Raw genomic sequence first — 18,005 nt, forward strand, 5'->3', positions numbered from 1 at the left:
GGGCGGGAATACCGAGCGAGCGAACCCGGATTGGTCCCTGAAGCCGAGCTTGCAGCCGCAGGATGCGGGCCAGCTGGTATGAATTCTAGCGAACCTGGGTGTGGGAGCCGAAATCACCCGGGGCAGGTGCCCAGGGTGGCGAGCGACTGCGTGGTGAGCACTAGTGTGCTTGAGTCCAGCGTAATACGTGCCCGCTCGGGGGTGACATCCGCGCTCCGCACGGCGACTTCCGCGGGCAGGTATTTCGCCACGCAGATGCGGATCGGGGTCTGCCCCAGCACGGTCGCCACGATCCCGCTCAGGTCGAGGGTGCCGAGCTCGGTCGTCACCTGCGCGCCGGTCGGCGTGAAAAGGAGAGAGTCGGGGGTGGTCGACGGGGTCGCGGTGGCGAGGTAGCCGGTCGTGATTCCGAGCACGTCGAGGTTTCCGGTGTAGGTCACCTCATCCGTCCCGAGCACGAGTTCTGTCTCGGGCGGGGTGCCTGCGGCGTGCGCGAGGTTGTTGAGCGCCTCGGGCGTGAGGTCGATGGTGGCCACCACATGACCGATGCTGCCGCCCAGTTTCGGCTGTACATCGGCGGCCACGACACGAATGGATGCCGGCACGCCGTCGACCGTGAGCCGCGGTGCCGTGAGCTCCACCTCGTCAAAACTGCCGGTTACATACTGGGTGATCACGGAGACACCGCCGATGGACACGTTCACGTCACCCGTCGCCGACGCCGGGAGGGCATCGCGAATCTGGCTCTCCGCCTGCCCCTCGGCAAAGGCACGCAACCCGAAGTCGACGAGAAAAAAAGCACTGACGAGCAACCCCACCATCACGACGAGCATGATGAGGCGGCCGGGACCGCGGCGTTTGCCGGCCATTTCTACATCTTTTCCGGAGCGGCCACGCCGAGCAGACCGAGGCCGTTGCGAACGACCTGGCCGGTGGCGTCGTTGAGCCAGAGGCGGGTGCGGTGCACGTCGGTGATGGGTTCTTCACCGAGCGGGATGACGCGGCAGTTGTCGTACCAGCGGTGGTAGTAGCCGGCGACCTCTTCGATGTAGCGGGCAACACGGTGCGGTTCGCGCAGCTCGGCGGCCTGCGCCACGACGCGGGGGAATTCCTGCAGCACACCGAGCAGGGCGGATTCGCTGTCGTGCACGAGAAGCTCGGGCGCAAAGACCGTGCGTTCCACGCCGGAGGCGGCGGCGTTGCGGGCGACCGAACACGTGCGGGCGTGGGCGTACTGCACGTAGAACACGGGGTTCTCGTTGGTGCGCTTCCCGAGCAGGTCGAGGTCGATGTCGAGCTGTGAGTCGCTGCTGGAGCGCACGAGCGAGTAGCGACCGGCGTCGACCCCGACGGCGTCGACGAGGTCATCGAGGGTGACGATGGTTCCGGCGCGCTTGCTCATGCGCACCGGTTCGCCGCCCTTGAGTAGGTTGACCATCTGGCCGATGAGAATCTGCAGGTTCACGCCCGGCTCGTCGCCGAAGGCGGAGACCATGGCCATCATGCGTCCCACGTAGCCGTGGTGGTCGGCGCCGAGCATGATCAGGCACTGGTCGAAGCCACGCTCGCGCTTGTCAAGGTAGTAGCCGAGGTCGCCGGAGATGTAGGCCGGTTCGCCGTTCGAGCGAATGATGACGCGGTCACGGTCGTCGCCGAAGGTTGTGGTGCGCAACCAGATGGCGCCGTCAGCCTCGAAGATGTGGCCCAGCTCGCGCAGGCGGGCGATCGCTCGGTCAACGGCACCGGACTCATGCAGGGAGTCTTCGTGGAAGAACACGTCGAAGTCCACGCCGAAACCGTGCAGCTTCTCTTTGATCTCCGTGAACATGAGGTCAACGCCTACCGAGCGGAAGACCTCCTGCTGGTCGTCGCGGGCGAGGGTCGCGATGTCGCCGTCGTAGAGGCCCACGACCGTGTTCGCGATGTCTGCGATGTACGCTCCGCCGTAGCCGTCTTCTGGGGTGGACTCGCCCAGGTAACTCGCGAGCACGCTACGAGCGAAGCGGTCGATCTGCGAGCCGTGATCGTTGAAGTAATACTCGCGCGTGACATCCGCCCCCTGCGCCGTGAGCACGCGGGCGAGGCTGTCGCCTACGGCCGCCCAGCGCACACCCCCCATGTGCACGGGGCCGGTGGGGTTCGCGGAGACGAATTCGAGGTTGATCTTGAGGTCGTCGTAGAGGTGACCCGTGCCATAGGAGGGGCCCGCCTCAACGATTTTCTTGGCGAGTGCGCCGGCGGCGGCGGCTTCGAGGCGAATGTTGATGAAACCGGGACCGGCAACCTCAACGGATGCGACGTCGTCGAGCTTCTCAAGCCCCGCGGCCAGCTCTGCGGCGATTTCGCGCGGCGACGTGCCGAACGGCTTCGCGATCTTCAGGGCGATGCTTGAGGCCCAGTCGCCGTGATCGCGGTTTCGTGGGCGTTCGAGGGTGACGTCCGACACGGAGAGGCCGAGGTCCACCGCGTCGTTCTCACCGTCGTGTCGGCGCTCACCAGCTTCGCTGATGAGGTCGAAGAGGGTCTGGGCAAGTTCGGCGGGAGTCACACCTTTAATCTTACCGGCCCCTCACTCTTGGTAAGGTCAACGCGTGACTGACTCTCGTGCTACCCCAGTTCTTGCTCGCGCTCGTCGGCGTCATTCCGGCGTCATTCTGGCAGGTAGCGCTCTCGCGCTGCTCGTTCTCACCGGATGCACGCCTGCGGATTCGACGTCCCCCAGCGCCTCCGCGACGCCCACGGCGAGCGCAGCGGCCACAGCGAGCGCAACACCGACACCGACGCCGACACCCACGCCTGAGCCCACCGGCACGCCCGTCGCTTACAAGTGCGACCAGATTCTCACGGCGCAGGATGCCTACGACTTCAACCCGAACTACGGCACCGCGCCCGGTTACGAACCTGCCGACGGCAGCCTCGCCGCCACCGCAGTAAAGTACAGCGGCGTGTCGTGCGGGTGGTCGAACCAGTCGAGCGGTGAGGTCATCGCGATCTCTGTCGCCCAACCGGAAGATGCACTGAACACGACACTGAAGGATGCGGCGATCGAGGGCAGCCAGGTCGTTCCGACCTACAGCACCTCCCCCGAAATCGAGGGCTTTTTCACCGTGAGCGCCGGCACCGGCCAGGTACAGGTCTTCAACGGCACGTATTGGGTCACGCTCAGCTCCCCCGCCTTCTTCGAGCCGGGCGACGCGCAGTCGCTCGTGGCGACGGTGCTCGGCCACCTGGGCTAGTCACCCGCCACGGGGTGCTAACCTTATGAACACCCTGGCCCCCATAGCTCAGGGGATAGAGCACTGCCCTCCGGAGGCAGGGGCGGCAGTTCGAATCTGCCTGGGGGCACACTCGCCAGATCCGCGTAATCACGCGGAACTAAGCACCTTTCGACGCTTCGCCTGATGTTGTCAAATCGTGGTTTGCCCACATTTTGCCCACATTCATTTTAATAATGACCTGATTCAGGGCAGCTGCAACGCTGTCAAGGTCCGCATCAAAGAGATCGCTGTACGTGTCCAGCGTCTCTTTTGCTGACGCATGTCCGAGCATTCTCTGAAGCGCTTTTACGTTGGCACCCGCCGATACAGCCAAGCTCGCGCACGTATGGTGGCGAGTAGCGCTTGGTGGTAGCGCCAGTCCAGGCAGGTGGTGTGTTATGAGACTCATCGTCCGCGAAGTGATGAGATTTAGTGTCCACGATGTCACGAGATAACACACCAACAACGTGGACTACCAGTACCAAAAGCAACTACCCGCCATCTAAATCTCTATTACTGTATGTTGATTCTATTAATATTGAGGCGGGATGCACGGGCCTGCTCGCCTAAGCGACCGCAGGCTTTCTGAGCTCGTGGATATCGAGGGCCGTCAATGTATAGCCTGACAAACACACAACCAGAATCCATCTTGGCCTCACCCGAGCCTGACGTAGGGCCTCACCGTACCGAACCGCGATGAGGCATTGGATAAGCAACCCCAGTAGTGCAGGCCCGGCGTGTCGGCTCCGCTGGCCCCGTCCCCCGCCGGCGAGCACAAAAGGCCTGAAGAGTGGATCATCGGCCCTGCCATTTCCCGGCGGACTCGCACAGGGCCACACGTCAAGCGGCAACTGCCCCTGGGGCAGCTCGGGAATGACTCCACCGAGCCGAGATGTAGACTCGCCTCCATGCGGGGGCCTGGGTTAATTATCGGAATCGTGTTGGCATTCACTCTGACAGGCTGCGTCTCTGCCGGCGGCCCGGACGCCGCACCAGCAGTATCCGAGACACCGAGTACTGTCCCGTCCGTGACAGTCCCGACGGCGGTCCCCTCACCGTCGGCTGAGCCAACAGGGTCACCCCGCAGCCCGTCACCGACTGCCACGACCGCCACAGGCTGCCCCGCCAATAACGTGCCCGTTCCCACCGATGCGGTCTTGGCCACAATTCAGGACGTCGACTTCGACGGGCGTCCCGACACTGAGTTCTACTCCGAGGTGGACGGGTTTTACTACGGCATCCGCACAGCGTCCGGAGCCACAATCCTTCTAAAAGATGACCTCGCAGGACCTAACACACACAGTGGATGGACGTCCATCCGAGAGGGAGGCACCGTCACCGTCCTGGACGATGGTCGCACGACAACGCTGCACGCATTCATCGACTGTACATTTGCCACAACAACCGATGTCGGCGGCACTCCCTACCGATTCGGGCTCAACGGATTCAGTGACTACGGGACCGGCGTAAAGTGCACAGACCAAAATGGCGGCGCCCTCCTCTACGGCGTCCTGGCTAAACGTCAGAGCAATGGACTGTACGACCTCACCGGAACGCAAATCATCCTTAACGACAGAGGCCGCATCGCTCGAAATTCCACTCTCAACTGGGATATCGCACAAAACCTACCCAGAGCCGACGCACAAGCAACCCTCGCAATGAGATCAACATGCGGGCAAACCCCCATCGTTCACACCTCCGGACGATAACGACAAACGCCCCGTCAGCAGACCGGACCAAACTGACTCTGCGAAAAGCAGCCACCAGCCTCGAGCTCCACACCGCACAGCTGCCCCAAAGAGTACATCGCAGGCATCTCATTAAAGGTTCCTTTGACGGGACAGACAGCCGACACGTCACCACCTGCCTCTGAGATTCACGCGCCAGCAGTGTGTCATTTTCAGCACTTGCCTGCACAGCCCCGAAAACATGCGGGCAATCGTGCAAACGAGTGCTGAAAATGACATCGACTGTTCGCGGCGTGCCCGCGTCCCAACTGTCTCAACAACGTGTCTCATACGGATATTCTCAAGAACACGTCAGGAGGTCCTTTGACGAGATAGCGGAAGACGAGCGACATGACGAGACTTGGGTATGCCCGAGTGAGCACGGCGGACCAGAACACCGAGCTGCAGATCCGGGAACTTGAAGCCGCCGGCTGCGAACGTATCTACCGCGACCAGGGGGTCAGCGGAACCACGACTAGTCGCCCCGAACTGGACAAAATGCTCGACCGCCTCAGCCGAGGCGACGAAGTTGTGGTGTGGAAGCTAGACAGGTTGGGACGCAACACCCGCCACCTTTTGGAACTGCTGGACGGCTTCACCGAGCGCGGCATCAAGTTCCGCTCCCTACGTGACGGCATCGCCACCGACCCGGACAGCGAACTGGGCGGCGCCATCGCCCGGGCCATGGTCACCATCATCTCCGCGTTCGCACAGCTCGAACGCGACCAACTCTCCGAACGCACCCGCGCCGGCATGGCCGTGGCAGCCTCCCACGGGCGCAAAGCAGGACGACGCGAAATCACCGCCGACCACGCCAACGTCAAGCGCGCCCACGAGCTGAAGGCCCAAGGCCTGAAACCTGCCGATATCGGGAAGATCATCGGAACCAGCCGTGCCACCGTCTACCGGTATCTCAGCATGGGCCTCCATTAGCGACGGTCTCGGGAACCATTTGTTTAGACAGCGGAAGAGGACAGATCTCCATGCCGCAGGAGGTAGGGCGGGAGACATCTTGTATCCCGAGGTCACGAGAATGTCGGGGGGTCATGATTGGCTTCAGCAATGAACGAGATGGATCGACCTAATCTAATCGGTAAGCCGTTCGTCGTACTTGCCGTCAGAGGGCTTCCGACCCCGAACGGTTGCAGATGGTGTGGCCTCGACGCGCGGTCGCATGGAATAAGTCACGCTCGATCAACAAAATTTCATACTTGGGCAAACCCCACGACTGCGCAGCGGAAGGCGCGCATGCGCGCACGGGCGCAAACTAACTAAATCGCAAGCTCAATGAGGGCCTGAAATGCATCTCTAAGCTGCTCGGGAACGTCTTCAGGTGACTTGACGTGCAGAGCCATAGCAACCATCACGTCAGGCTTTCCACTCGGACCGTCCAGGCTCTGTTCTCTTAGCTCAGTGAGGAGGTCCTTGCTGAACTTCTTTTCCCGGAGAGAAGCGAAGTGAGATTTCGTCCAGGCAGTCTGATCCTCGCGTGGCCATTGAGCATTGGCGAGTTGTGCCCACTGAGCGTCTGAGAAGAGGTCCTCGATCTCGTTCGGGGCACCAATGTAAAGGGCGTGCTTATCCGGGTCAAGGCCACGCTGTCTTAGCTTCCCCTCCGAGAAGACATGCTTGACGTTGCGGCTGTCGGCATCGACGAGAAAAGCGACAGAGCGGCCGTGTTTCACAAGGAAACTCGCGAAGTCAGCCGCCCCTTCGTTGTTCCGGCAGGCCCAAATAGCTATGCCACACGACTCGAGTTGTTGACCCATAGCCGTTTTGAAAAGAACCGGCAGAGCGGCAGTTTCGGTAGGGCCCTCAACCCCAACGAACAGCCGTTCGTGAAGTAAGACGGTGTTGCGCAGCCCGAGAGACGCAGCCACAGCGCCCAGGTGCTGGCCAACTTCCGTGGTATCGCCAAGTTGGTCAGCGACCGTCCGGTGATCGACATGCTTGATGTGGATAACGTCGCCTATGTCGACGCCATCGATCAAATTCATGGAATGTGTAGCAATGACCATTCTCACGTTAGGCAGTCGGGATTGGTCCCTGACAACGCGCATAAAATCGCGTTGGTGCTTGTAGTCCAAGTGGGTATCCGGCTCGTCGTAGAGCAGGACAACATCACCCGCTCCATCGAGCAGACCAGTTGTGTATTCCCATACCGCGAGCGAAACGCGCCGGGCCCGACCAGCCCCGGCCTCCCCCAAGTGAATGTCCTCGCCCTTTTTCCCCGTGACGCTTATCTGCGTCGACTTTAGCCCTGAGCTGAAACTTACCGCCGGCAGGATCTCGACCTCGCCTATGTCGCCACATCGCGCGCGAATGTGATCACGGATTGCTTCGGCATCCTTTTGCAGCTTGCCTTCAAGTTCTTCTTCGAGGCTCCGAACGGTTCCCTGCAAAGCATCGGCCTCAACATGCTTCTTGTAAGCCGTTTGCAGCGCAGATTGAATTGAGTTCTCAGCGTCCCGCAAGCCGCTTGGCTCAAAACGCTCAACTTTCGGCAGGCGCTTAACAACAGTCGACGCAAGGGATGCCCACGCGTCCTGCTGTTCGACCGCTGCGAGAACGTCCAAAGCAGCGATTAAAACCGGCTTGGCACCCTTGGGGACTTCGCTCCCGAGTTCAGCGAACAGCTCTCCGAGCTCGACCACAGTTTTACCCGCGTAGTCGCGCAAGAGCGGATTTGCGGAAACTTTAGTCAAATACTCATAGCCTGATGATGCGCCATCAGTGGCGATCCGACGGATACGGACTTCACTGGCGAGTAGCGCTTGATGGTAGCGCCAGTCCGGCGAGTTGGTAGCGCAGTTCTGACGAGGTGGTAGCGGCCCGGTCGGGTTGCCCGGGCCGCCTCCGGTGTTATTCCCAGTAGGTCTCGTGGGCGCGGGCTTGGTCGTTGCGGTGCCTGCGCATGTCGATCTGGCCGAGGTTGATGATTCGGGCGTTGTTGGCGAGGCGGTTCACGATCGAGTCCGCTGCGACCCGGTCAGGCAGCTCGGCAACCCAGTGCGCGGGTCCGGTTTGCGAGGCGATCATTGTCGGGAGCCGGTGTTCGCGGTTCGCGAGGATCGCGAACAGGTCGCTGGCGGCGTCGCTGTCGATGCCGACGGTGAGGAAATCGTCGATGATGAGCAGGTCGATGTTGGAGAGCTCGTTCAATAGCTTTTGGTGGGCGATGCCGTCGCCGCGGGCGATGATGAGCCGTCGGGCGAGGTCGTCCATCCGGAAGTAAAGAACCGAGTGCTCGCTCTGGCAGGCGCCGATGGCCAGCGCGCAGGCGAGGTAGGTTTTCCCGCCTCCGGTGGGCGAGATGATGAGCAGATTCGTCGGATCTGCCCGCCAGGCATGGTCGGCATAGCGACGCATTCTGACCGGTGTGATCCCGCGCCCCTCGCGGTAGTCGACCTCGGCAACCGTCGCGCCCGGGATCGGGAAGGTGGCCTGGCGGATGAGTTTGTCGACCTTGTTGATGCGCCGGGACTCCAGCGCGTCGTCGACGGCGGTGAGGAAGAGCTGCTCGGGGGTGAGGGTGTCGTTGCCCTCGTCCTGGATCAGTTCCTCCAGCCGGGTCGCAACGTGGGTGACGCGAAGGGCCCGGAACTTGTCGTAATCGACGCTGGTGAACATCACTTGCCCTCCTCGCCGCGTGCGTAGTGTGAGGCGTCGCGAACATAAACGTCTGGCATGCTGTCGCGGAAAACGACGGTGCTGACGCGTTTGCGTGTCGAGGCCGCCGGGACGACTGGCCGGGGTTTCTTCGCGTCGCTGTCGATGGCCGCCATCAAACGTTTCAGGGTGGAGTAGGTCGGGTGGGCGCTGCGGTTCACGAGCTCCTGGCAGGCCGCCTCCAACCGTTCCCGGTTGTTCTTGCCGAGCCCGTCGAGGATGTTCTGGCAGGACAGGTAGCCCTGCGCCTCGATCACCTGGCCGTCGAGGATCTGCTCGATCACCGTGACTGTGGCCGGCCCAAAGCTGCGCGCCCGGTCGGTGAACCACCGCCTGGACCACAGCCCGTCGATGTTGCGGTGCTGCGGCGGGACGTGTTCGGGCAGGGTCGAGTATTGGCCTTTGCGGCCCGTCAGCCGAGTGTGTTCGCAGATGCTCTCGTGTCCGTCGAAAATCGTCACTCGGGAAGACGTCAGCCTCACCCGCAGCAGCTTGCCCGCCAGAGCGAAGGGCACGGAATACCGTTGTGTGTCCGCGGTGACGTGGTAGTTCCGGGCGGCCTTGAGCTCCTTCCACTCGACGTCCTCGAACCCGGCGTCGGGCAACGCGCCCAGCAGCTCCCGCTCCTCAGCGTCGAACCTCTCCCACCGGGTCGTGTCGTCGGCGCGGCGGATGTCATGGTTGATCTCCCGCACCCGCACCCGCTCCTGGATCGCAGCATTCAACTCGCTCAGCGTGGTGAAGACATCGTCCTCGAGGTAGCCGATGACGCGTTTGTTGACCACATTCACCGCATTCTCGGCTGATGCCTTGTCGCGCTTATCCCGAATTCGGGATAAGCGCGACTATCCCGAGGATTTTGTTATCCCGAGTTTCAGTCGCGGAGCCTGTGCGTTGGCGGCCTGAGTGGCCATTTCCTCGGGATAATCGCGGCCTGTTTACGCTGGCTCATCTCTATCGATTTTCACTGGAGGTGAGCCAGAGATGAGTGTTTCTATCAGCGATGTGATCGTGCAGGCTGACGCGGCAATTGGTCCGCTGGGACATGCGCCGTCGACGACCATGCAATACCGGTGGGCTTGGTCCCAGTTCGCGAGGTTCTGTTCCCGCGACGGCATCGAGGAGTTCTCCGAGGAGGCTGTTGCCTCGTTTGTCGCCTTCATTGCGGCGGAACACCGGGCTGGCCGGTTCAAGGACTGGAAACACAGGCTTCTTCGCAAGGCTGTTCTGGTCTTGTCCGAGGTGGCACGGACGGGCTCCTACCAGTGGTGTTTGTCTCGCCAGGCTCATCCTAATGATGCGCTGAATGCTGTCTTCCGTCCCGTCCAGGAACAGTTCGAGGTCTGGTTGCAGAGCCAGTCGGTGGCCGTTGCGACCCAGAGTTTGTATGCCACGGTGTCCCGCACCGCGTTGGCGTGGTTGCCCGAACGCGCAGTGGCTGATGCCCAGTCGATATCTGTCTCGGACGTGTCAGCGATGGTGGTGTTCCTCGGCGGCCGGTATCAGCCGGGGAGTATGAGGACGGTGGTGTCGGCGCTGCGCGTGCTGTGTCGATTCTTGGAAGAATCCGGCAGCGTCACCGGACTCTCACACGCGATCCCAGCTCAGATGGTGCGACGTGTCCGCTCGGTGGGAGTTGTCCCAGCCGACGGAATCGACGCGCTGGTGAACTCCACGGATATCTCCACGCCGATGGGTCTGCGGGACAGGGCGCTGTTGCTGCTGGGCGCCAGGACGGGCCTGCGGCCGGTGGACATCGCCGGTTTGCGGTTGCGTGATATCGATTGGGCGCAGGCGAAGATCACCCTCGTCCAACACAAAACGGGGGCGGTGTTGACGTTGCCGCTGCTTGCCGATGTTGGTGAGGCGATCGCGGACTATCTCCTGCACGGCAGACCGGTTGGTGGTGAAGACGATCATGTGTTCCTTCGCTCTCATGCTCCCTACGTCGGCCTTCGCCCATGTGACAGTTTGTATTGGGTGGCCTCACGCGCCTTTGCCCGCAGCGGGACCATCACCCAGAACGGCACGGGCCGCGGGTTCAGAGTATTGCGAGCCTCGTTCGCCACCCGGCTACTCGAGGGCGGAACGCTACTACCGGTGATCTCCGGAGCGCTCGGGCACCGGACGATCGACTCGGCGAAACACTACCTGTCCACCGATGAGACGCGGATGCGGGCCTGTTGTCTGGACTTCGCGGGCATTGCACCTCGAGGGACACGATCATGAGCGGCTTTTACAGCGGTCTGGCCGAGCCATTGCGGTCCCTGCTCGAGGTCAAACACGCGCTCGGGTTGCCCTACGAGGAGTCCGAGCGGCATCTGCATCGTTTCGACCAGATGTGTGCGGAGGACTTTCCCGGCCAGGTGGCGTTAACGAAGGAGATGGCGATGGCCTGGGCCGTCGCCCGGCCCGCAGAACACGTCAACGGCCAGATGCGGCGGATGAGCCCGATCCGGCAACTGGCCAAACACATGAATGGGCTCGGCATGACCGCCTACGTCATCCCGTCAGGAATCCCGGGAAAACAAATCCGTTACCGCCCGCACATCTTCACCCACGAGGAGCTGCGAGCCCTCTTCGACGCCGCCGATACCATCCAGGCCACCAGCTTCGGCGGCAGGCGGGAAGTGATCATCCCGGTAATCTTCCGGATGGTCTACTGTCTGGGACTGCGTCCCAGCGAAGCCCGCACGCTGCACCGCAACGACGTCGACCTGCTTCGTGGCACCGTGAACATTCGGCAGTCCAAGGGCCACAAGGACCGCATCGTGTTCCTGTCCCCGGATTTGCACGAGTACTGCCAAAACTATGACGCCACGATCAGCGCCCACCATCCAGATCGGATGCCGTTCTTCCCCAACCGTTCGGGAAACTTCTATAGCCATTGCACCATCGACTATTGGTTCCAGCAGCTGTTAGGCGCCGCCGATCCGCACATCGCGTCCAGCCCGGGTTCTCCGCCGCGCGTTTATGACCTCCGTCACGCCCACGTGGTCGAGAACATCAACCGGTGGACGGTCGCCGGGAAAGATCCGGAATCGTTGGTGCCCTATCTGAGTTTGCACCTCGGACACAGCAACACCGAAGACACCTGGTACTACTTCCACCTCGCGGCGGATTTCCATCCTGATCTGCGCCGCCTCGCCAACACCGGCATCGAAGGCGCTCTGCCGGAGGCGCCCGATGGCCTCCGTTGAGTTCTTCGCCCTGGTCCGTGCATGGCTGACTATCCATCTGCCGCGGGCCCGCCGGCTCAGCCCGCACACCATCCGCTCCTATAAAACGGCGCTAAACACGCTGCTGGACTTCCTGCGCGAAACCCAGCACCTCACCCTCGCGGAGGTCAGCTTCGAGGCGATCGACCGCGCCACCATCACCGCCTTTTTCACCTGGCTGCTCGACACCCAGCATCTGAGCGTGTCCTCGGCGAACCAACGCCTTGCCGCGATCAAGTCGTTCCTGTCCTATTGCGCTGGCGAGGATCCGGCGCTGGTGTCGATCTGGTTAGGCGTCCGACAGGTCAAACCCGCCCGAATACCCGCGCGGGCACCGGATGGGTTGAGTATGCCTGCCGTCGACGCGTTGATCCGCGCGCCCGGACAGAACACCAACCGGGGCAGGCGAGACACGACTCTAATCCTGCTCATGTTTGACGCCGCAGCACGGATCCAGGAAATGCTGGATCTGACTCCGGCCGATATCGACACCACAGTCGGCGCCGCCCGGGTGACGCTGACCGGCAAAGGCCACAAGATCAGAACTGTTCCCCTGATGGATAAAACTGCGCGCCACCTGGAGCAGTATCTGGCCGAGTTCCATCCCGGCACCCCCGAAGCAGCTTCCCCGTTGTTCTTCACAATCCGGGCGGGCCACCGACAGCAGATGAGCCAGGACAACATCACCTACCTGCTCAACAAACACGCCGCGATCGCACAACAGGAATGTCCGGAGGTCCCGGAGAAGATCCATGCCCACCAGCTGCGGCACGCCCGCGCGATGCAGATGCTGCGCGCCGGGGTTCCTCTTCCCCATATCAAGGAGTTCCTCGGCCACGCCAACATCGCGACCACGAGTATCTACGCGTCAGCGGATAACGAGATGGTGCGTCAAGCGATCCAGAAAGCCGGCAGCGCCAACCCCGAGCTCGCACCGCTTTGGACGGGAGGCGACGATCTCATCCTCCAACTCGCTGGCCTGAAATGATTATCCCGAGGAAATGGTCGCTCAGGCCGCCAACGCACAGGCCTCACGGCCAGAACTCGGGATAACAAAATCCTCGGGATAGTCGCGCGGTTTTTTCACTCTGGCCGGGACAATTGCAGTCTGGTAATGGTCTGCGAGCTGCTGATATCGGGCGTTCACGACCCGCTCCGCGTCGCCCTTATGAGTTTGGTGCGTGGAGGTCGTCGGGTTGTCCGGCACGATAATCTGCGTCACGCCGCCGAAGAACGCGAACGCTTGAACGTGGGCGTCGAGCCAGGCCGGGGACTTCATGTCCGCGTAGGCGCGGCAGAACATCAGCCCCGAGAATGGCAGCACCGCGACGAACAAGATTGCCCGGACCACCTCGCCGGTGATGGTGTCGACGACATCCATCGTGTCGCCGGCCCAGTCCACCAGCATCGCCCGGCCCGGCTCGTGGCGGAGTACCGCCACCAGATCGTGGCTGCGGAGGTAGTCGGTGAACAGGGCGCAGAACTGCGAATACCCGTACTTCTTTCCCGCGTCTTTGGTGTCGACGTATCGGCGCCAGGCCAACAGCAACGTGAAGTGCCGGTTCGCTTTCATCGAGGCCAGCACCCGCGAGAGGTCGGGCTGGTCGTACTCTTCCGACACTTTCCGGCGCCCGTCCGGGAACCATTCCGCGACGTCAGCGTCGGTGATCGCGACCGCCGAGGTCAGACCCCGCTCCTGGACCTCCTGCCGGACCCGGGCCACGTCGCGATGCGAGCACCCCGCGATCTCGACAACCTCGCGGTAACTGCGCCCTTCCAGCAACAGTCCCAATATTTTTCGATAGTCCGCCATGAACCCGCCCTTAGCAATGAAACGACAACGCCGTATGCGTTGTCCTTCCACAGCAGAGCAGTACACCGCCCGGCGGCGCTACCGTGTTCCCGGAAACGTGCTACCAACTCGCCGGACTGCCGCTACCACCAAGCGCTACTCGCCACTTCACAGCGGTCACCAAGGCCCAGCTCGGTCTGTTCGACTTCTGAGAGAGCGAATACCCCTTCGACCCAGGACTGGGGCACTCGACGGCCACTCTGATTCTCCTCCAGGCCTTCCTCTTGGTTGGCCACATAAGTACGGTCGCGCTCCAGAAGCGCATAATCGTTGAGTAAGAACCGAATCGCGTCGAGGATGGAAGATTTTCCAGCATCGTTGTGGCCCGTCAGAAGGGTCGGAGCACCAATCCCCAGCTCAGGCAAATCTGCGATCGACCTGAACCCCTCTATCGCAATTCTTGTCAGTTTCATCGTTCCCCCCAATTATTGACACGTCTGCGTGACGTAACCCAACATATCTCTAGCTAATGACGTCAGAGGGACTGCTCTCGAATTTGATGGATTCGCTGACGTGCTCTCCGTCAAACGCTCGCGTCTCCGCGTCGTAAGCGGCTGAACGCCCTGACGATATCGGGGACGATTGCACGCGCCCGATACAGTGAGCGGATGAAGAAACTTGTTCCCGTGGTATTTGCGGCGGCCCTGCTCCTCTCTGCTTGCTCCGGTACGGCTGAGCCTGTAGATACGTCCTCTGGTACGACTGCGCCCGTTGCGACTGTCGTCGATCGAACGGCGGACGTTTCTGCCGCGCTTTCACCAGAGCTCGCTGCGTTCGTCACCCAGGCCGAAGAGCCAGAAACGGGTCGCATTAATGTTTCAACGACCATCGTTGATCCACGCGGTTCTAACGGAAGTGCGGATGCCGTCACAGCCCTAGCGATATGCACCGCCGTGTCTCAACTCGATGGAATTGAGAACGTAAGCATCTACGAGGCGGATGGTACGAGCCTCGTGCTCTTTGGGCATCCTTCAGTGCCGGCAGGCAAGTGCGGCGAGGTCTAACCAGCACTACCTGCAGATGTCCGTTGTCCAGTCGTCAGCCCACCGCTTGCTGAATATCTTCCGCAGGAAATCGACGGATATAGTACGGCCATTTATCGTCGCTATTCACAAGTCGAATCCGTATCTCTTGCGCGATTCGGCGCCGTGAACCTGACTTGAGCAATGCAACACCGCCCCAGAAATCAATCCTGACCCACGGAGCGCGGACCGTTTCGCACTCAATGAACTGGGACGACTTCATTCCGAAGGAACACCGCCCGGGCTGCAGAGCGGACGCTCGACATGCCAGAAAGCGACCTGATCGGATATAGGCTGGAGCTTTGCCCGCGCTGCGAGGCCCGCGCCGTCAACGTGTGCGCAAACTGAGCGTTGACCTGACGATCACGTTGGAGCGTCCATGCAAAGTGACACAGCAGCTCCAGAGCGACGATTCATGGAAGACAACGGTTTGAATCCAAACTTGATCGTTCGGTCGGCCACCCAACTACAATCCGATTTTGAGTACCGGGAGCTCCTCGAAGCGGCGCCGGATGCCATGGTAATTGTGAATGCGGACAGCGAGATCGTGCTTGTCAACGCTCAGGCGGAACGAATTTTCGGCTATCCCCGTGCTGAGTTGCTCGGCCAGGGACTTGAAATTCTCCTCCCCGAGCGATTCCGTACCGGGCATGCCAGTCACCTGGCCCGCTTTGCTGAATGCCCGAGCACGCGGGCCATGGGCTCGAACGTCGAGCTTGTCGGACGTCGCCGAGACGGGTCGGAGTTCCCAGTGGAGATCGCTCTCAGCCCCCTGAAAGCTGATCGGGGGATGCTCTTCTCCAGCGCCATCCGCGATGTTACCGAGCGCAAACGCACCGAGGCATCCCTGCGGATGCTTTCGGCACAAGTTGAAGCGTCGAGCGACGCTATCTTTAGTTGTGGCACCGACAACGTGATCACGACCTGGAACGCAGCGGCAGAGTCCACGTTCGGGTACTCCGTAGAGGAGGCTGTGGGGCAGCCTGCATCGCTCATGCTCGGGACGGCTGATCACGACGTTGACACACAATTGGACGCAGGCACTCAGGTTCGGTCGCTGGAGACGGTTGGGCACCGAAAAGACGGATCGACCGTCGAGATTTCGCTCAGCGTGTCCTTCTTGTACGACGCCCAGAACGTGAAGATGGGATCCTCCTTCATCGCCCGCGACGTCAGTGAAGCGAATCTTCGTCGAGCGGAGTCGGATCTTGATCGGGCCCGCCTCGCCACCACACAACACACAGCGGGTGTTGGCAGCTTCGAGCTCGATCTGACTACCGGGGAACGGTGGTGGTCCGACGAGTTTTGGCGAATTCTCGGGGTCGATGTAGCCGAGAATGCGTCGTTGGAACTGATGCTGACCGGTGTTCACCCCGACGACCGTGAAACCGTGGAAAACGCCGTGACGAGTCTTTACTCCGGTGCACCGGTCGACCTCATTTACCGCGTCGTGAGTCCTTCGGGCCACGTCCGATGGGTGCACTCCCGCGCGAATGCCGAATTTGCCGAGGACGGATCCCCCGTCCGAATCCTTGGCACGACATTGGACGTAACGGATCTGCATCTGGCACATACCCAACGCCGGGAGGCCGAGACCAACTTCCAGATAGGTTTTGACCTTTCTCCCATCGGCACCGCGATAGCCACTCTCGCCGGACGGCTTACCCAGGTGAACCCCGCAGTGTGCGACATCCTCGGACGCACAACGGATAAAATTCTCGGCAAACTGCTCCAAGCCTTTCGGCACCCTGAAGACACTGCGGGCCAACTAGAGGCATTCGAGCTTAATCGAGCGGTCAAGTCGCGTCCCGCGCACGTCGACCGGCAATACCAGCAGCCTGATGGTGACGTGGTGTGGGTGCAGGAAACCGTGTCAACCGTGCCTGGTCAGGCGCTCCTGAGAGCTGCCCGCAGGGGCGCACGCGCGGGGGTTGCCCATAAACCGGTCAGTCGCACCGCTCGAAGGGCGGTAAACAGCTCAGCTGCCTGGCCGGGTTTCGCTACGGAGCGCCCGGTCATCTCGGTTATCCGACCCAAGCGGTGAAGGACGGTATTTCGGTGGCAATGAAGTTGCTTGCCACACTCGGCGGTCGAGCCGTCGGTAGCGAAGAAGCATTCCAGCGTGTCCAGCAGCACGCGAGCATCATCCGGATCAAGGTCGGCCAGCCCGCCGAGAACGCCGTCACGGAGTTCGGCAGCGTATGCGGGTTGAGCAACAAGCATGGTGTCGATCGGGGCTGCGCCGTAGAGATGCACTCCCACCGCGGTGGGGGCGATGCAGCGCATGGCGAGAAGCGCTTGCCGCACAGCGTCTGGCGCGCGCTCGAGAGATTCCAGCGGCAGGCTCGCCCCGATTCGTGACCTGACGGTTCCGTCAAGTGCCTGCGCCGCGGCGGACGGGTGCGCACCCGCCCCGCTTCCGAGCAGGCCCAGGTACTCACCTTTCCACGGGGCCCATGCCGAGCTGACCCCCATCCCTCGAAGCAGGTCGGTGATAGCGGGAATCGGATCATCATCTGAGTGCCGCATCTCGACGGCAAGAACGACGAAGGTCGCTTGGTTGGGAAGGCCAAGAGCGCGAACCGCTCGACCGGCGTCGCCCGAGAACTCGCCTTCCAGAATCGTGAGCAACATGACGTTCTTGCTCTGCTGGTCTTTGCGTTCTCGTTCGTCAACGACCTCTCGATACGTCTCCGCGGCGGCGCTCGAGTACCGGTCGATGATGCCCCAGACTCCGGATGACGCGGTGAGCAGCGCGGTTGCGTGTTCGGGTGTCGTCGCCTTCGCCATCATCGCGTCCCACAGGTGCAGACCGGCAAGCCGGTAGGCGTGCAGCAGACTCGCCATAGGGATACCGTGCTCGGCTTTCACGCGGCCGGCATGGCGTGGGGCGGCGAGCGAGTCATTGATGCCGAGCAGGCACTGCAGGATCGCCTCGAGGTTGTCGTGCACAATGCCTTCGAGCACACCTTCGGCGAGGACGCTCTCGGCGTAATCGTGCTCGCCGTTGATAATCTGGGCGACGACGCTGTCTGACAACTCGCCGACCGAGTCGATCATGCCCGAGAAGAGCTCGCGAGCGCCCTCCACCATGGCATCCGGGGTCGGCACACTCTGCGGCGCTCCATTGCTTTCCATGCGTTCAGTGTAATCCGGTAGTTATGCCGATTGGTTGTGCGGCCGCACAACGCAGGGGGCCGAAGTCGCGGCGGCGGCCTATCGCTATCGCCGACAGCGGAGCCAATACTGGGCTGACACGG

Annotated in this window: 14 protein-coding genes, 1 tRNA gene and 2 pseudogenes; 8 read left to right on the top strand and 9 right to left on the bottom strand. The window is 61.8% G+C overall.

What is annotated here, in order from left to right; genetic code table 11:
* Positions 1-113 precede the first annotated feature (113 nt).
* A complete protein-coding gene (locus tag EDD25_RS04195; protein ID WP_134172172.1) occupies positions 114-869 on the bottom strand; it encodes an LmeA family phospholipid-binding protein in 756 nt (251 codons plus the stop codon).
* Between the two features lie 2 nt (positions 870-871).
* Complete coding sequence (argS, locus tag EDD25_RS04200; RefSeq protein WP_134172173.1) at positions 872-2,548, bottom strand: arginine--tRNA ligase; 1,677 nt, start codon at positions 2,546-2,548, stop codon at positions 872-874.
* Positions 2,549-2,591: 43 nt separating this feature from the next.
* Between argS and EDD25_RS17405 the strand changes: the two genes are divergently transcribed.
* Together EDD25_RS17405 and EDD25_RS04210 are read left to right on the top strand one after the other, a co-directional pair.
* Positions 2,592-3,236 (top strand): iron ABC transporter ATP-binding protein, encoded by a 645-nt coding sequence (locus EDD25_RS17405; protein WP_166671189.1) that lies wholly within the window; start codon positions 2,592-2,594, stop codon positions 3,234-3,236.
* Positions 3,237-3,273: 37 nt separating this feature from the next.
* Positions 3,274-3,345: transfer RNA gene (locus EDD25_RS04210), tRNA-Arg, on the top strand.
* A gap of 30 nt (positions 3,346-3,375) precedes the next feature.
* On the opposite strand, the pseudogene EDD25_RS17905 reads toward EDD25_RS04210, so the two are convergent.
* A pseudogene (locus EDD25_RS17905) lies at positions 3,376-3,609 on the bottom strand (site-specific integrase); the annotation flags it as partial.
* Positions 3,610-5,335: 1,726 nt separating this feature from the next.
* On the opposite strand from EDD25_RS17905, the gene EDD25_RS04220 reads away from it, so the two are divergent.
* Entirely contained in the window at positions 5,336-5,917 is a 582-nt protein-coding gene (locus tag EDD25_RS04220) for a recombinase family protein (protein WP_134172175.1), read from the top strand.
* A gap of 338 nt (positions 5,918-6,255) precedes the next feature.
* Here EDD25_RS04220 and EDD25_RS04230 read toward each other — a convergent pair whose 3' ends face one another.
* The 3 genes from EDD25_RS04230 to EDD25_RS04240 form a co-directional block, all read right to left on the bottom strand.
* Positions 6,256-7,689: an ATP-dependent nuclease gene (locus EDD25_RS04230; protein WP_134172176.1), complete on the bottom strand. Its 1,434-nt coding sequence runs from the start codon at positions 7,687-7,689 to the stop codon at positions 6,256-6,258.
* 157 nt (positions 7,690-7,846) lie between these two features.
* On the bottom strand, positions 7,847-8,614 hold the full coding sequence (locus EDD25_RS04235) for an ATP-binding protein (protein WP_134175133.1): 768 nt from the start codon (positions 8,612-8,614) through the stop codon (positions 7,847-7,849).
* The gene (locus tag EDD25_RS04240) at positions 8,614-9,438 is read right to left on the bottom strand and encodes a Mu transposase domain-containing protein (RefSeq protein ID WP_134172177.1); all 825 of its coding nucleotides are present in this window, start codon (positions 9,436-9,438) and stop codon (positions 8,614-8,616) included. The genes EDD25_RS04235 and EDD25_RS04240 overlap by 1 nt, the downstream gene beginning before the upstream one ends.
* Positions 9,439-9,637: 199 nt before the next feature.
* Here EDD25_RS04240 and EDD25_RS04245 point away from each other — a divergent pair, with 199 nt between their 5' ends.
* Genes EDD25_RS04245 through EDD25_RS04255 form a run of 3 tightly spaced genes read left to right on the top strand, consistent with a single transcriptional unit; the run spans position 9,638 to position 12,859 of the window.
* A complete protein-coding gene (locus EDD25_RS04245) occupies positions 9,638-10,882 on the top strand; it encodes a tyrosine-type recombinase/integrase (RefSeq protein WP_134172178.1) in 1,245 nt (414 codons plus the stop codon).
* Positions 10,879-11,853 (top strand): tyrosine-type recombinase/integrase, encoded by a 975-nt coding sequence (locus EDD25_RS04250; protein ID WP_134172179.1) that lies wholly within the window; start codon positions 10,879-10,881, stop codon positions 11,851-11,853. The genes EDD25_RS04245 and EDD25_RS04250 overlap by 4 nt, the downstream gene beginning before the upstream one ends.
* Positions 11,840-12,859 carry a tyrosine-type recombinase/integrase gene (locus EDD25_RS04255; RefSeq protein ID WP_134172180.1) on the top strand — a complete coding sequence of 340 codons (1,020 nt, stop codon included), beginning with the start codon at positions 11,840-11,842 and terminating at the stop codon, positions 12,857-12,859. Before EDD25_RS04250 ends, EDD25_RS04255 begins: the two co-directional genes overlap by 14 nt.
* Positions 12,860-12,880: 21 nt before the next feature.
* On the opposite strand, the gene EDD25_RS04260 is transcribed toward EDD25_RS04255, so the two are convergent.
* A complete protein-coding gene (locus EDD25_RS04260; protein WP_134172181.1) occupies positions 12,881-13,684 on the bottom strand; it encodes a DDE-type integrase/transposase/recombinase in 804 nt (267 codons plus the stop codon).
* Between the two features lie 122 nt (positions 13,685-13,806).
* Positions 13,807-14,136: an AAA family ATPase gene (locus EDD25_RS04265; protein WP_134172182.1), complete on the bottom strand. Its 330-nt coding sequence runs from the start codon at positions 14,134-14,136 to the stop codon at positions 13,807-13,809.
* Positions 14,137-14,331: 195 nt separating this feature from the next.
* Between EDD25_RS04265 and EDD25_RS04270 the strand changes: the two genes are divergently transcribed.
* Together EDD25_RS04270 and EDD25_RS04275 are read left to right on the top strand one after the other, a co-directional pair.
* Entirely contained in the window at positions 14,332-14,727 is a 396-nt protein-coding gene (locus EDD25_RS04270) for a hypothetical protein (RefSeq protein ID WP_134172183.1), read from the top strand.
* Between the two features lie 433 nt (positions 14,728-15,160).
* Positions 15,161-16,618, top strand: a pseudogene (locus EDD25_RS04275) (PAS domain-containing protein); the annotation flags it as partial.
* A gap of 14 nt (positions 16,619-16,632) precedes the next feature.
* Here EDD25_RS04275 and EDD25_RS04280 read toward each other — a convergent pair.
* The gene (locus EDD25_RS04280; protein WP_134172185.1) at positions 16,633-17,883 is read right to left on the bottom strand and encodes a PucR family transcriptional regulator; all 1,251 of its coding nucleotides are present in this window, start codon (positions 17,881-17,883) and stop codon (positions 16,633-16,635) included.
* Positions 17,884-18,005 lie beyond the last annotated feature (122 nt).

This window comes from Cryobacterium psychrophilum, assembly GCF_004365915.1.
Lineage (GTDB): Bacteria > Actinomycetota > Actinomycetes > Actinomycetales > Microbacteriaceae > Cryobacterium > Cryobacterium psychrophilum.

Bases quoted from the DNA above. Each gene is read 5' to 3' on its own strand.
- EDD25_RS04195 (WP_134172172.1), bottom strand. From the start codon at position 869: ATGGCCGGCAAACGCCGCGGTCCCGGCCGCCTCATCATGCTCGTCGTG.
- EDD25_RS04220 (WP_134172175.1), top strand. From the start codon at position 5,336: ATGACGAGACTTGGGTATGCCCGAGTGAGCACGGCGGACCAGAACACC.
- EDD25_RS04235 (WP_134175133.1), bottom strand. From the start codon at position 8,614: ATGTTCACCAGCGTCGATTACGACAAGTTCCGGGCCCTTCGCGTCACC.
- EDD25_RS04245 (WP_134172178.1), top strand. From the start codon at position 9,638: ATGAGTGTTTCTATCAGCGATGTGATCGTGCAGGCTGACGCGGCAATT.
- EDD25_RS04250 (WP_134172179.1), top strand. From the start codon at position 10,879: ATGAGCGGCTTTTACAGCGGTCTGGCCGAGCCATTGCGGTCCCTGCTC.
- EDD25_RS04255 (WP_134172180.1), top strand. From the start codon at position 11,840: ATGGCCTCCGTTGAGTTCTTCGCCCTGGTCCGTGCATGGCTGACTATC.
- EDD25_RS04260 (WP_134172181.1), bottom strand. From the start codon at position 13,684: ATGGCGGACTATCGAAAAATATTGGGACTGTTGCTGGAAGGGCGCAGT.
- EDD25_RS04265 (WP_134172182.1), bottom strand. From the start codon at position 14,136: ATGAAACTGACAAGAATTGCGATAGAGGGGTTCAGGTCGATCGCAGAT.
- EDD25_RS04270 (WP_134172183.1), top strand. From the start codon at position 14,332: ATGAAGAAACTTGTTCCCGTGGTATTTGCGGCGGCCCTGCTCCTCTCT.
- EDD25_RS04280 (WP_134172185.1), bottom strand. From the start codon at position 17,883: ATGGAAAGCAATGGAGCGCCGCAGAGTGTGCCGACCCCGGATGCCATG.